Annotated in this window: 9 protein-coding genes and 1 tRNA gene; 6 read left to right on the top strand and 4 right to left on the bottom strand. The window is 56.3% G+C overall.

The window, feature by feature from the left end; all coding sequences use genetic code 11:
- Window positions 1–36 precede the first annotated feature (36 nt).
- The 3 genes from ACR6AS_RS17380 to ACR6AS_RS17370 all read right to left on the bottom strand — a co-directional run bounded on the left by ACR6AS_RS17380 (window position 37) and on the right by ACR6AS_RS17370 (window position 4,924).
- Window positions 37–1,971, bottom strand: a complete 1,935-nt coding sequence (locus ACR6AS_RS17380; RefSeq protein WP_111141308.1) for a PTS mannitol transporter subunit IICBA — start codon at window positions 1,969–1,971, stop codon at window positions 37–39.
- 430 nt (window positions 1,972–2,401) lie between these two features.
- Window positions 2,402–3,121: a DUF3053 domain-containing protein gene (locus ACR6AS_RS17375; protein ID WP_111141307.1), complete on the bottom strand. Its 720-nt coding sequence runs from the start codon at window positions 3,119–3,121 to the stop codon at window positions 2,402–2,404.
- A gap of 204 nt (window positions 3,122–3,325) precedes the next feature.
- Window positions 3,326–4,924, bottom strand: coding sequence for a gamma-glutamyltransferase family protein (locus ACR6AS_RS17370; protein WP_367395964.1), 1,599 nt, complete (start codon window positions 4,922–4,924; stop codon window positions 3,326–3,328).
- Window positions 4,925–5,654: 730 nt separating this feature from the next.
- On the opposite strand from ACR6AS_RS17370, the gene ACR6AS_RS17365 reads away from it, so the two are divergent.
- The gene (locus ACR6AS_RS17365) at window positions 5,655–5,951 is read left to right on the top strand and encodes an HTH-type transcriptional regulator (protein ID WP_010257438.1); all 297 of its coding nucleotides are present in this window, start codon (window positions 5,655–5,657) and stop codon (window positions 5,949–5,951) included.
- Window positions 5,952–5,998: 47 nt separating this feature from the next.
- Here the strand turns inward: ACR6AS_RS17365 and ACR6AS_RS17360 are convergent, their stop codons facing one another.
- A complete protein-coding gene (locus tag ACR6AS_RS17360) occupies window positions 5,999–6,586 on the bottom strand; it encodes an HD domain-containing protein (protein ID WP_293770683.1) in 588 nt (195 codons plus the stop codon).
- Window positions 6,587–6,648: 62 nt separating this feature from the next.
- Between ACR6AS_RS17360 and ACR6AS_RS17355 the strand changes: the two genes are divergently transcribed.
- The 5 genes from ACR6AS_RS17355 to dppA all read left to right on the top strand — a co-directional run bounded on the left by ACR6AS_RS17355 (window position 6,649) and on the right by dppA (window position 12,701).
- Entirely contained in the window at window positions 6,649–7,113 is a 465-nt protein-coding gene (locus tag ACR6AS_RS17355; RefSeq protein WP_111141304.1) for a MarR family winged helix-turn-helix transcriptional regulator, read from the top strand.
- Window positions 7,114–7,208: 95 nt separating this feature from the next.
- Window positions 7,209–7,637, top strand: coding sequence for an organic hydroperoxide resistance protein (locus tag ACR6AS_RS17350; RefSeq protein WP_111141303.1), 429 nt, complete (start codon window positions 7,209–7,211; stop codon window positions 7,635–7,637).
- A 298-nt stretch (window positions 7,638–7,935) separates the two neighbouring features.
- Window positions 7,936–9,627 (top strand): kdo(2)-lipid A phosphoethanolamine 7''-transferase, encoded by a 1,692-nt coding sequence (eptB, locus tag ACR6AS_RS17345; protein ID WP_434163256.1) that lies wholly within the window; start codon window positions 7,936–7,938, stop codon window positions 9,625–9,627.
- 125 nt (window positions 9,628–9,752) lie between these two features.
- Window positions 9,753–9,829, top strand: a tRNA-Pro gene (locus ACR6AS_RS17340).
- Window positions 9,830–11,090: 1,261 nt separating this feature from the next.
- A complete protein-coding gene (gene dppA, locus ACR6AS_RS17335; RefSeq protein WP_111141301.1) occupies window positions 11,091–12,701 on the top strand; it encodes a dipeptide ABC transporter periplasmic-binding protein DppA in 1,611 nt (536 codons plus the stop codon).
- Window positions 12,702–12,844: the final 143 nt, after the last annotated feature.

Here is a 12,844-nt window from a genome sequence, read left to right as displayed (position 1 = left end):
GACGGGCATGACCGCCCCAGGGAAAATATCACCACATTATGCGATGGCAGGCTTGCCTGACAGCAGATCCAGCACTTCCTGCACGCTGCTGGTGTTGGCCAGCTTCTCGATCACGCTGTCATCATCCAGCGCATTGGTCAGGCTGGTGATCACCTGGATGTGCTCGTTATTGCGGGCCGCAATCCCGATCACCAGACGCGCCACATCCTCCGGCTCTTCGCCGAACAGGACGCCTGCCGGATACTGGCAGAACACCACGCCGGTTTTCAGCACGCGATCTTTGGCTTCCACCGTGCCGTGCGGCACCGCGATTGACTCACCGAGATAGGTCGGGGTCAGTTTTTCACGCGCCAGCATCGCTTCCACATACTCCGGCTCGACGTAGCCGCCTTTCACCAGCTGTTCACCGGCAAAGCGAATCGCCTGCTCTTTGTTGCTGGCGGTCAGGCCAAGGAAGACGTTATCCGCGCCCAGCTTAAACAGATGCGCGTTACCTTCATCGTAGCTATCGGCCAGCGTCGTCTTCACGGTTTCGCGATGCGCGTCACTGCGGTTAGCCGCCACCAGACGTTCGGTCAGAGTGCTGTAGAGCGCGCTGTCGAGGAAGTTATTCAGCGAGATATGCTGCGCGTGCGGCGCCTGGCGGATTGCGCGTTCGGTCAGGTCACGATGCGTAATCACCAGATCGACATCACCCGGCAGGGCGTTAATCGCAGTATTGGTCACCGAGACATTGCGCAGACCGGCATCCTGCACTTTCTTACGCAGCACGCCTGCGCCCATGGCGCTGGAGCCCATACCGGCATCACAGGCAACGATGATTTTACGCACATGATGCAGGTCCACGCTCATGGCGTCGCTGGCAATGGCGGCACCGGGTGCGCTCTGGCCTTTGGACTGCGCTTTCATCTCATGCATGCGCTGGGTCGCGGCTTCGATGTCGTCATCTTCTTTCACTTTGCTGGTTTTCAGCAGGATAGCGGAAACCACAAAGGAGACAGCAAAGGCGGCCGCGATAGCAGCGACGTTAGCGAAGTAGGCGCCTTTTGGCGTCATCGCCAGCACCGCCAGGATAGAACCCGGTGAAGCAGGAGAGACCAGGCCGCCATTCAGGACGGTCAGCGTGAAGACGCCGGTCATCCCGCCCAGGATCACGGCCAGCAGCAGACGAGGCGCCATCAGCACGTAAGGGAAGTAGATCTCATGGATGCCGCCCAGGAAGTGGATAATGGCGGCACCGCCCGCAGACTGCTTTGCACTGCCACGACCAAAGAACATGTAGGCCATCAGCACGCCCATCCCCGGACCCGGGTTCGCTTCGATCAGGAAGAAGATCGATTTACCCGCTTCACTCGCCTGCTGGATGCCGAGCGGTGAGAAGATACCGTGGTTGATGGCGTTGTTCAGGAACAGGATTTTCGCCGGTTCTACGAAGATGGAGGTCAGCGGCAGCAGGTTGTTCTGCACCATCAGGTTCACGCCCGCCGCGAGAATATGCGACAGACCTTCTACCAGCGGGCCAATGGCCAGGAATGCCAGCAGGGCCAGCACCATCCCGATAATACCGGCCGAGAAGTTGTTGACCAGCATCTCGAAGCCGCTTTTGATTTTGCCGTCAATGGCCCGGTCAAACGACTTAATGGCCCAGCCACCCAGCGGACCGGCAATCATCGCCCCCAGGAACATCGGCATATCTGCACCGACAATCACACCCATGGTGGTGATGGCACCGACTACGCCGCCGCGATCCCCGCCCACCAGACGTCCGCCGGTGAAACCGATCAGCAGCGGCAGCAGGTAAGTAATCATCGGGCCGACCAGTTTGGCCAGCGTTTCGTTAGGGATCCAGCCAGTTGGAATAAACAGCGCGGTGATGATACCCCAGGCGATAAACGCCCCGATGTTTGGCATCACCATATTACTCAGAAAGCGACCAAAGCTCTGTACTTTGACCTTCACTGATGAGGACATAAACCCACCCCTTATTGAGACGCGCTGCAATAGGAGAGCGCGTTTGTTTTTGTTTAGCCACCCCGACCTGAAGCCGGTGGTATTACTGTATGCACGCGGACTCTATCACGCGAATCTGGCACTGCGTAGGGCATGACATTAGTGTGATCTGTGTCACTGATTAAGGGGGGCTGCAGGGGTCATTAGCGTGACTCTGATCACATTTAGTGGCGTGAATGCCGCTGTATTGGGCGATTTTTAGTCAGATTTGCCGGTTATCTGTGAGATGTATCACATCCTGAGAAAGGCGCTTTGTTATAGATATGTGATGAAAGTCACAAAATATTTTTGGTCGAAAATGCGCCAGATCACACTTCATTTTGCGGGTCCTGGCGGCAAAGAGAAAGAGTGGGGAGAGGGGCAGAGAGATCACCTCTGCCCGGAAAGCGGTTTACTGCTGAATGCCACCCTGAACGGCCGCCTGGGCCTGAGGCAGGGCCTGAGCGTTGGCAGAGAGCGTGCTCATCAGCGCATTATATTGCGTAGCCTGATCCTGGGTCGGGAACTGTACGCCGCCATCATTGAAGCTGACCCGGGAGCCCTGCAGTTGCAGGAAGTCGCCGGTCTGCACCGCACCCTGGCTCAGCGCCTGCAGTTTAGGCAGCAGCGGGATCAGCTGATTGGCGGGCACCGTTACCACTTTGTTGTAGGCGGTGTCGTAGACCTTTTTCAGATCATCCGACTGCTTCAGGGCCGCTTTGCTGCTGTCCGCCTGCATTTTGGCGCTTTCAATCTGCTGGGTGACAATCACAAGGGCGCTGTTGGCCTGACGCAGTGAGTCGCGACGGCTGAGATAATCCTGCGGAACGCGAATCGCGGAAAGCTCATCCACCACCGGACGCATTCCCTGTTCGACCGCTTTGTTCGCCTGCTGCGAGAAGCCATACAGAATGGCGTAATCGCTGGCGAAGTTGCCAAAGCTCTGCTTCTGGTTTTCGCTGAGGCTGGGAAGATGCTCGCCGCTGCGCATCACGGTATTCTGGAGAAAGTCGATAAATGCTTTACGCTGCTCGCCCTCTTTGTCACCACATGCGGTGAGCTGCAGCACGATCAGCGCGCCAGCGAGCATAATGCCGCCGCGTGCCATGAGGCGTGTAAATCCTGAAGCCATAGGGTCAACTCCTGTCGGTGATACTGTCTGATGTCCAGGTAGGAATGGCCTAAAGAATAGAACAAACCCGCGCCACGGCACAATGTGAAACCGCCGCTAAAACAGGTGCTTTCTGAAATGGCGGTAACAGAGCAGGATCTGCGGCGCGCCCTGCGCGGCTTGCAGGCGTCCCGCTCTCCGGGCGGCGTTTTTCTGGCGGCGGCCCTAAAAGACCACGGCCTGACCATCTTTCCGGCTTTCACTGGCTGCAATATAGAACCCCTGAGGATCGCGCACTATCGCCTGTGCGCCGCCGAAGTTGTAGTTGCTCAGCGGATCTTCCAGCAGCACGTTGTGGCCCATGCGGCGCAGGGTACTCAGAGTATTGCGATCGAGGGTGGATTCGAAGACCACCTCGCGCCCCTGAACCACCCGCCAGCGCGGCGCATCAATCGCGGCCTGGGGATTCTGCCGGTGCAGCATGATGCGCAGCGCCAGCTGAACGTGCCCCTGGGCCTGCATCGGGCCACCCATCACGCCAAACGCCATCAGCGGCTGGCCCTGCTGATCCCGCGCAAAGGCGGGGATGATGGTGTGGAAAGGGCGCTTACCGCCCGCCACGACGTTGGGATGGGCCGGGTCGCATGAGAAGCCCGCGCCGCGATTCTGCAGGCTGATGCCGGTGCCGGGGACGACCACGCCGGAGCCAAAACCCATATAGTTGGACTGAATGAACGAAACCATCATGCCCTGGCTGTCACCGGCGGCCACATAGACAGTGCCGCTTTGCTGCGGCGAGCCGAAGCGGAAATCGCCTGCTCTGTCAGGATCGATTAGTGCGGCCCGCTGGCGAAGATAGTCCCGGCTCAGCAGCAGCGCCGCCGGAAATTCCAGGTGATCTTCATCGGTGACATAGCGTTCGAGATCGACCAGTGCCAGTTTCATCGCCTCAATCGAGAGGTGCAGCCACTGCGGCGAATCGGGTGCGTGACGGTTGATCTCCCACTCTTCCAGAATCCCCAGCGCGATCAGCGTCGCGATGCCCTGACCGTTAGGCGGCAGCTCCTGGACCGATCCACCGGCAAACGGATGCGACAGCAGCGTAACCCAGTCAGCCCGATGGTTTTTCAGATCCTCCAGCGTCAGGGCGGCGCCATGCTCGCGGGCGAAGGCCGCTATCTTCTGCGCCAGCGCGCCGCGATAGAAGCTTTCGCCCTGGGTTTCGGCGATCTCCTGCAGGGTGGCGGCCTGCGCCGGATTGCGGAACAGTTCCCCAGCCTGCGGCGGGCGGCCCTGGGGCGCAAAGCAGTCGCTGAAGCCCGGCTGATCCCGTAGTTTGTCGTAGCCGCGCTGCCACAGCTGGCTAATCAGCGGTGAGACCGGAAAACCATCGCGCGCATAATCGATCGCCGGTTGCGCCAGGGTGGTCAGCGGCAGAGTGCCGAAGCGCTGCGCCAGTGAGACCCATGCCGACACCGCGCCAGGAATGGTGACTGACTCCCAGCCGGTTTCCGGCATGGCGTCAAAGGCGGCAAAACGTCCGGGGTGCCAGGCGGCCGGAGCACGGCCTGACGCGTTGAGCCCATGCAGCTCACTGCCATCCCAGACGATCGCAAATGCATCGCTGCCAATGCCGTTTCCGGTCGGCTCCAGTACGGTTAAGGCGATAGCCGTGGCGATCGCCGCATCCACCGCGTTGCCCCCCTGCTGCAGCATACGCAAGCCTGCCTGCGCCGCCAGCGGTTGTGATGTCGCCACCGCATTACGCCCCATCATCGGGACGCGATGAGAGGGGTAAGCGACATTAAAATCTGTTTCACGCATCGCTCTTCCTTGCCGGGATCGGGAGTGTGGGCCGCCGTCTGCGCAACAGTCAGGGAGCGCACTTTTGTCGCGCATAACGCCAGGCGCAGACGGCATAAACGCACCGGAATGGGGCGTCCGCCGTTTCTTCAGGTCCACTGTTGATTAATCTGCTAAAAAAACAGCGTTCAGATTAGCGGATTTTCCTGTCCGGCACCGTGAGCCGACGCGCGGCAACGCTGAAGGGCATGCCAGGATTATTCTTATTTTCATTAGAGCGATGAATATATGTGTTCAGGAAGTAAACCATTGGCGTATATTTTGCACTCATCACTGCAGAGGTGCAGCGCCTCACAGAAATGAGAAGATGCCAGTAAAAAGCATGATGGCTTCCACATAAATCGCAAACACCGATTGATTTTTTTGCCCGCTATGGAGGCGCAAAAATCAACTGCCTCAGCACGTTAGAGGCGCTGGAATTTTTCCGGCAAACCATAGTTAAAAAAATAATTACAAATTGCGCGGCAAATCGTCAGGTCTCTATCCATACTTAGTCTCCCGGCATTTGTTGCATTGACCTGACAACTTTTAAAGCAGTGCACCGCAGGCTGTGTCCCGTAATGGTTTCTCTCATAACAAAAACAAACCCTTGCGGGATCCAGCCTGGAACAGGCCCGGTTTCAGAGTCCTGACTTCAGGCTCGTACCTCTCTACTTTCACGTGCTTCATAGTGAGTTTTAAGGAGTTCTCTATGGAATTAAAAGACCCGATGTTTGAATTGCTCAGCAGCCTTGAGCAGATTGTTTTGACACGTGATGATCGCGCCGCCGAGTTACTTATTCAGCGTCAGCAACCCGCCCAGCCAGAGCCGCAGCGTCTGCGTGAAATGACCGGCATGCAGGTTGATGAGTTTGCGAAAGTAATGGGCGTGAGCGTTTCTTCCGTGAAAAGCTGGGAAGCCCGCCGTACCCGTCCATCTGCGACGGCGCAGAAACTGATGAAGTTATTACATGCCAACCCCTATCTGGGGCGGCAGTTGCTTGAGTGATCAGGCAGCACGAAGGAACCCGCCGCTGGCGGGTTTTTTTATGGATGTCAGAGGCTGTATTTCGCCGCCTGCTTTGCAAACCAGCTCTCCGGCACGCTGTAGGGCGGCTCCCGCAGCTGGGCCAGCCCGCTTTCGATAATCGTCGAAGCCTGCTGCCATAGCTGCGCATCGCCCTGTTTCAGCAAGGCGATCTGGATCTGTTTTTCTACCAGGTAAATCCGTGCAAAATCGGGATCAAATCGGACGATCGCGCGGGTATTGTCGATGATGTCTGCCAGTTTGATGGTCTGCGCTTCAGGACTGGCACTGGCCGTGTGGCGGAAGTGCGCTACTTTGCGGGCGGCGCGATTCTTTGCCGTGGCGGGGGCGCTGTCGGTCAGCATCTCCACCAGGCTGGCCACACGCTGACCAAAATGCGCTTCGATATCCTGTTGCGTCGTGGCGGTATCTTCCACCGTGTCGTGCAGCCAGGCCGCCGCTAAGAGCGCCTCGTCGTGACTGACGCTGCGCACCAGCTCTGCGACCGCAGCCGGATGAACGATGTATGGCTCATCGGTATATTTGCGGCGCTGACCGGCCCCGGCATGTGCCTCGGTGGCAAAGCGACGAGCCTGTTCTTCCAGTGAATCCTGCATGCTTTTCCCCCTGGCCAAAAGTTTGCTTGCAATTATCTAGCGCACTATCTATATTCATCAGTATGAACAGTGATCAAGATGACAAAAAAGTGAAACCGATGCCACTGTTGGTCGATCAGCAGCTCTGCTTTGCGCTTTATTCTGCCAACCTGGCGATGAGCAAAGTCTATCGCCAGCTGCTGAGCCAGCTCGATATTACCTATCCGCAATATCTGGTGATGCTGGTGCTGTGGCAAAAAGATGATGTCACGGTCTCGGAGATTGGCGAGCAGCTCTTTTTAGACTCGGCCACCTTAACGCCTTTGCTGAAGCGGCTGGAGAGCGCAGGTCTGATTAACCGGCAGCGCACCCGTCAGGATGAGCGGCAGGTTGCGGTGACGCTGACGGAGACTGGCCGGGCGCTGCGCGCCAGGGCTGAGACCATCCCTGACGCCGTTAAATGTGCCACGGCCTGTGAAGATGAGGCCCTGCTGGCCCTGAAATTACAGCTGGATGGGTTGCGCGACAACCTGAACCAGTCCCGATAAAGATTGCGGTTGGGTGCGCCGCACCCACTGAACCTCACCGCCCGGTTACGGTTAAATAAGTAGCGGGCGATTAAATAGCGTAACGGAGAAATGTCATGTCTTTAGAACAAGTGGTTTACCGCGCCAAAGCCAAAGCAACCGGTGGTCGCGATGGTCGTGCAACCTCTTCTGACGGTGTGCTGGACGTGAAACTGGGCGTGCCAAAAGAGATGGGTGGTGCAGGCGGTGAAGTCACCAACCCTGAGCAGCTGTTTGCTGCGGGTTACTCTGCCTGCTTCATCGGCGCGATGAAGTTTGTTGCTGGCCGTGACAAAATCGCTATGCCAAAAGATGCATGGATCGAAGGTGAAGTGGGCATCGGTCCTATTCCCAACGGTTTTGGTATTGAAGCGACGCTGAACATTCATCTGCCTGGCATGGATGAAGCAGAAGCGCAGAAGCTGGTGGATGCGGCACATATCGTCTGCCCTTACTCAAACGCGACCCGCAACAACATCGACGTCACGCTGAATATCCTCTGCTAAGCGTGCTGCGGGCCTGATACGCAGGCCCGCTTCTTTTCTGCTGCGCACTGCGGCAATGTCCTCCCACGAATCCTCTCATTGTGTAAAAAAAGGCGCTAATCGGGTCATCAGTGATTATTTTCTGGCCTGACAAGAGCGGCCATGCTTTACTGAGCCACCTCGCGTTACAGCCTGTTAGCCCGTTCAGAATTTTCCTTCATCTTTGTCCGGTCCGCTTATTCGGCGAACTCTGTCGCGTTTCGGTAGTCACATAACAAGATTTGGTCAAGCGCTTCACTCCGGAGAAACACCTTTTTTCATGAATTATATTAAAACCCTGTCTCAGCAAAAGTTATCGCTCTTGCTGGCGCTCTATCTCGGTATCTTACTGAATTTACCGATTTTCTATCGCCGTTTTGATGGTTTTCTCAGGCATTCTACGATAACGAACTGGCTGACTGCCGTCACCGAGGTGGTCGCCATTGTGCTGCTGACGTTCTTCCTGATGCGCCTGCTGTCGCTGGGAGGAAAGTGGTTTTATCGCGTGCTGGCCACGCTGATCGTGCTGATTTCTGTCGCCGCGGCCTATTACATGGCGTTTTTTAACGTTGTGATTGGTTACGGTATTGTGGCGTCAGTGATGACGACCGACACCGATCTCTCTAAAGAGGTCGTGGGTTATCATTTCATCCTGTGGATGGTGCTGGTCAGCGCGTTGCCGCTGCTGATGATCTGGCGCAACCGGCTGAGCATGACGCTGAATGAGCAGTTGCGGACGCCGGGGCAGCGCCTGAAACCGACCCTGGTTATGCTGCTCTGTGTCGCGCTGGTCTGGCTGCCCATCCGCTTTTTCGACAAGCTGCAGAAGCACAACGAAGAGATCACCAATATCGATCTGCCGAGCTACGGCGGGGTGGTAGCGCACTCCTATCTGCCGTCTAACTGGCTGGCGGCGGTCGGACTGTTTGCGTGGACCCGCGTGGATGAGTCTCTGAAAAACGAGGAGCTGCTCGATCCGGCGAAGAAGTTTACCTATGTTGCGCCTGCCGGGCTGGACGATACCTATGTGGTGTTTGTGATTGGCGAGACCACGCGCTGGGATCACATGGGGATGCTGGGCTATGAGCGTGATACCACGCCGAAGCTGTCCAAAGAGAAGAACCTGGTGGCCTTCCGGGGTGAGTCCTGTGATACCGCGACCAAACTGTCGCTGCGCTGCATGTTCGTGCGCGAGGGCGGCACCATGGATAATCCGGGGCGTACGCTGAAAGAGCAGAACGTGTTTGCGGTGATGAAAGAGCTGGGCTTTACCTCGGAACTGTTTGCGATGCAGAGCGAGGTCTGGTTCTACGATAACGTAAATGCCAATAACTTTGCTTTCCGCGAGCAGATTGGTTCAGAGAAGCGCAATCAGGGTAAAGCGGTCGATGACATGCTGCTGGTGCCGGAGATGAAAGCGTCACTGGATCGTTTCCCGAAAGGCAAGCATCTGGTGGTGCTGCACACCAAAGGGTCGCACTATCTCTATTCACAGCGTTATCCGCGCAGCTTCGCGAAATATCAGCCGGAATGCATGGGCGTGGATGAGACCTGTAGTAAAGCGCAGTTGATTAATGCTTATGATAACTCGGTGCTCTATGTCGATAGCATGCTGGACAGCGTGCTGGACCAGCTGCGCGACAAGAAGGCGATCGTCTTCTATGCAGCCGATCACGGTGAGTCGATCAGCGAGAATATGCATCTGCATGGCACGCCGCGTGAGATGGCCCCCCCTGAGCAGTTCCGGGTGCCCATGATGGTCTGGGCGTCTGATAAATACCTGGAAGACAGCCAGAACCGCAGCAACTTTGAGCGTCTGCAGGCGCAGCAGCGTGTGGGGCGTACTCATCGGCATGTTGAGCTGTTCGATACCATTCTGGGTTGTCTGGGGTATACCTCGCCAGATGGAGGCATTAATCCGGCCAATAACTGGTGTCAGGCACCGGCTAAGAGTGAGGCTAAGTCGCTGTAGCAGAGAATGAAAAGGCAGCGGCAGGCGGCTGAAGCCCGTTAACCGTGTGCTTTCCAGGCGATCGGCGGCAAAAGCTCAAAAAGCGGTTGACGCTGTTCGGGGGTAGCAGTAACATGCGCCCCCATCGGCGAGTAGCGCAGCTTGGTAGCGCAACTGGTTTGGGACCAGTGGGTCGGAGGTTCGAATCCTCTCTCGCCGACCATATTCAAGAAACCTGTCTGAAAAGACAGGTTTTTTTTCGTCTGCAGAAAAGAGGATTACGGGCAGGCGCCTGGTACTGAGCGGGCTTCAGGAAGCCTGCGCCTTCCGCAAAGACGCAAAACCGCCATCCCTGGCGGGCTCAGCGTGGGCCATCCCTGGCCCGCTATGCTTTGCTACAGGCGCGGGCTCCCTTCGCTTTACGTCCGGCAGAGGCATCAGGTGCCAATACAGACACTTCAGACTAAATCCGTGAGCCTCTTACCGCAGCGCATAATCTAAGGCGCAGGGAACAGGGGCAGAAGAGAAAAGCGTCCAGGGAAGGTTTAAGCGCCTTTCCGATCTGACCGTGTTTCCGGCGCATTCCCGATCCGACAGCCATGCAGGCTCCCTTCGCTTTACATCCGGCAGAGGCATCAGGTGCCAATACGGACACTTCAGACTAAATCCGTGAGCCGCTTACCGCAGTGCATTCCCGAGCTGGCAGCTAGGCAGGATCCCCTGGTGTTATAGTTGACAGAGGTGGCAGGCAATGAAAAAAAGATAACATAATCAATATTTTATCATCCCGCAGCTCACAGGTGTCGTCGGACAAAGGGTCCCGGATTTTCCTGCGTTATCAGGCGGCGGATGTCAACCCCACAACGCCTCTGCCTTTTCCTGAAAGTTCCAGTAAAACCCGTTCGTCACCCGTTTCGCTGATTGACCGCTGTTATGGCCGTTTTCGCGCTGACAGCCCTTGCCACATCAGAGATGCCAGCATAATTCGCGACACGTTCTTCTTATGACCGAAAGCGTCAACATGCTGATTTCTTATACTTACTTACCAGCATATTCCGCTGGATGAACGTCATAACGCACGGTGAATCGTTCAGTTATTCAGCATTTATCGGTGAAATTTTTAAGTTTTTTAGCGGTGAGAATCACTAGCGACAGAGTCGCCGTCCAGCACAATGCACGGAAACCAGGCCTTCTGCGCTGTGCATTGTATGGCTTTCAAGGCAAAACGGTTTTTATTACCGTTGCATGCTATTCCTCACACTCTGTGTAAATAAGTAACCGTTGTATTGACGTTCTTTGCAACTGTTGACAAATTGATGCGTCAATAAACGTGCAGTTACGGAATTTTCTGAATGCCCGGTCGGCATAAGAAAAACAAACAGTATCGTGCGTTTACGCCACCCGTTCGGTGGTCCGCCTGAACCGCATAAAAAAATCAGAGGTCGGGCAATACACACAACATCACATCACAATGGAGCAAAAGCATGATCAACTCCCTGGCTAAATCCGGGATGCTGAAGGTCGGTCTGAGCCTGATTGCTATGACTGTCGCCGCCGGTGTTCAGGCAAAAACCCTGGTTTACTGTTCTGAAGGTTCGCCGGAAGGCTTTAACCCGCAGTTGTTCACCTCGGGCACCACCTACGATGCCAGCTCACGTCAGATCTACAACCGACTGGTTGAGTTCACTATCGGCACCACCGAACTGCACGCGGCGCTGGCAGAGAAATGGGATGTCAGCGAAGACGGTAAAACCTACACCTTCCACCTGCGTAAAGGCGTGAAGTGGCAGACCACTAAAGATTTTAAACCGACGCGCGAATTTAACGCAGATGATGTGGTGTTCACCTTCGAGCGCCAGCTGGACAAAAATAACGCCTACCACGGCGTTTCCGGCGGCAGCTACGAATATTTCGAAGGCATGGATATGCCGAAGCTGATCAGCAAAGTCGAAAAAGTGGACGACCACACCGTACGCTTCGTGCTGACGCGTCCTGAAGCGCCGTTCCTGGCCGATCTCGGTATGGACTTCGCCTCAATTCTGTCGAAAGAGTACGCCGACAACATGCTGAAAGCGGGCACTCCGCAGAACGTCGACTTGAATCCGGTGGGTACAGGGCCGTTCCAGCTGCTGCAGTACCAGAAAGATTCCCGCATCCTGTATAAAGCGAACCCGGATTACTGGGGCACCAAGCCTAAAATCGATCGCCTGGTCTTCTCGATCACCCCGGATGCGTCCGTGCGTTACGCCAAGCTGCAGAAGGGCGAATGCCAGGTGATGCCGTACCCGAACCCGGCTGACATCGCCCGTATGAAGCAGGACAAAAACATCAATCTGTATGAGCAGGCTGGCCTGAACGTCGGTTATCTGTCGTACAACGTTGAGAAAAAACCGCTGGATAACCTGAAAGTGCGCCAGGCACTGACCATGGCGGTCAACAAAAAGGCAATCATCGACGCCGTTTATCAGGGTGCAGGCCAGCCGGCTAAAAACCTGATCCCACCAACAATGTGGGGCTACAACGATGCGGTGAAAGATTACGCGTACGATCCTGAGAAAGCCAAAGCGCTGCTGAAAGAAGCGGGCATGGCGGACGGTTTCTCCATCGACCTGTGGGCGATGCCGGTTCAGCGTCCTTACAACCCGAACGCACGCCGCATGGCGGAGATGATCCAGAGCGACTGGGCGAAGATTGGCGTGAAAGCCAAAATCGTCACCTACGAGTGGGGCGAATATCTGAAGCGTGCTAAAGCGGGCGAGCACCAGACCGTCATGATGGGCTGGACCGGCGACAACGGTGACCCGGATAACTTCCTGGCAACGCTGTTCAGCTGTTCAGCGGCCAAAGATGGCTCTAACTACTCGCGCTGGTGTGATAAATCCTTCGAGGATCAGATCCAGCCAGCCCGCGCCACCGCCGATCAGGCGAAGCGCATCGAGTACTACAAGCAGGCTCAGGTTGTAATGCATGACCAGGCACCGGCGCTGATGATCGCGCACTCAACGGTCTATGAACCGGTCAGCAAGAAAGTCTCCGGCTACAAAGTCGATCCGCTGGGCGGACACTACTTTGCTCAGGTAGACATTAAAGAATAATTGTCGCATTTCCGGGGCGGCTGCGCGTCGCCCCGGCTCTATCTCCCTGTTTTACTGGAAACGGTAGAGGCGCAGCCTGTCTGCGTCGCGGTCGGGCCTACCCGATCGTCAGATGTAAGCAATAACCCCCCTCGCGGCGACGG

The organism is Pantoea phosphatilytica (genome assembly GCF_051025615.1).
In the GTDB taxonomy this organism is placed as follows: domain Bacteria; phylum Pseudomonadota; class Gammaproteobacteria; order Enterobacterales; family Enterobacteriaceae; genus Pantoea.
Note: the sequence above shows the minus strand (reverse complement) of the source record. Positions and strands in the feature narration are given on the sequence as shown.

What these genes read in the sequence shown, in the direction of transcription:
- ACR6AS_RS17365 (WP_010257438.1), top strand. Translation starts at nt 5,655, where the DNA reads ATGGAATTAAAAGACCCGATGTTTGAATTGCTCAGCAGCCTTGAGCAG.
- ACR6AS_RS17360 (WP_293770683.1), bottom strand. Translation starts at nt 6,586, where the DNA reads ATGCAGGATTCACTGGAAGAACAGGCTCGTCGCTTTGCCACCGAGGCA.
- ACR6AS_RS17350 (WP_111141303.1), top strand. Translation starts at nt 7,209, where the DNA reads ATGTCTTTAGAACAAGTGGTTTACCGCGCCAAAGCCAAAGCAACCGGT.
- ACR6AS_RS17375 (WP_111141307.1), bottom strand. Translation starts at nt 3,121, where the DNA reads ATGGCTTCAGGATTTACACGCCTCATGGCACGCGGCGGCATTATGCTC.
- eptB (WP_434163256.1), top strand. Translation starts at nt 7,936, where the DNA reads ATGAATTATATTAAAACCCTGTCTCAGCAAAAGTTATCGCTCTTGCTG.
- ACR6AS_RS17355 (WP_111141304.1), top strand. Translation starts at nt 6,649, where the DNA reads ATGAACAGTGATCAAGATGACAAAAAAGTGAAACCGATGCCACTGTTG.
- dppA (WP_111141301.1), top strand. Translation starts at nt 11,091, where the DNA reads ATGATCAACTCCCTGGCTAAATCCGGGATGCTGAAGGTCGGTCTGAGC.
- ACR6AS_RS17370 (WP_367395964.1), bottom strand. Translation starts at nt 4,924, where the DNA reads ATGCGTGAAACAGATTTTAATGTCGCTTACCCCTCTCATCGCGTCCCG.
- ACR6AS_RS17380 (WP_111141308.1), bottom strand. Translation starts at nt 1,971, where the DNA reads ATGTCCTCATCAGTGAAGGTCAAAGTACAGAGCTTTGGTCGCTTTCTG.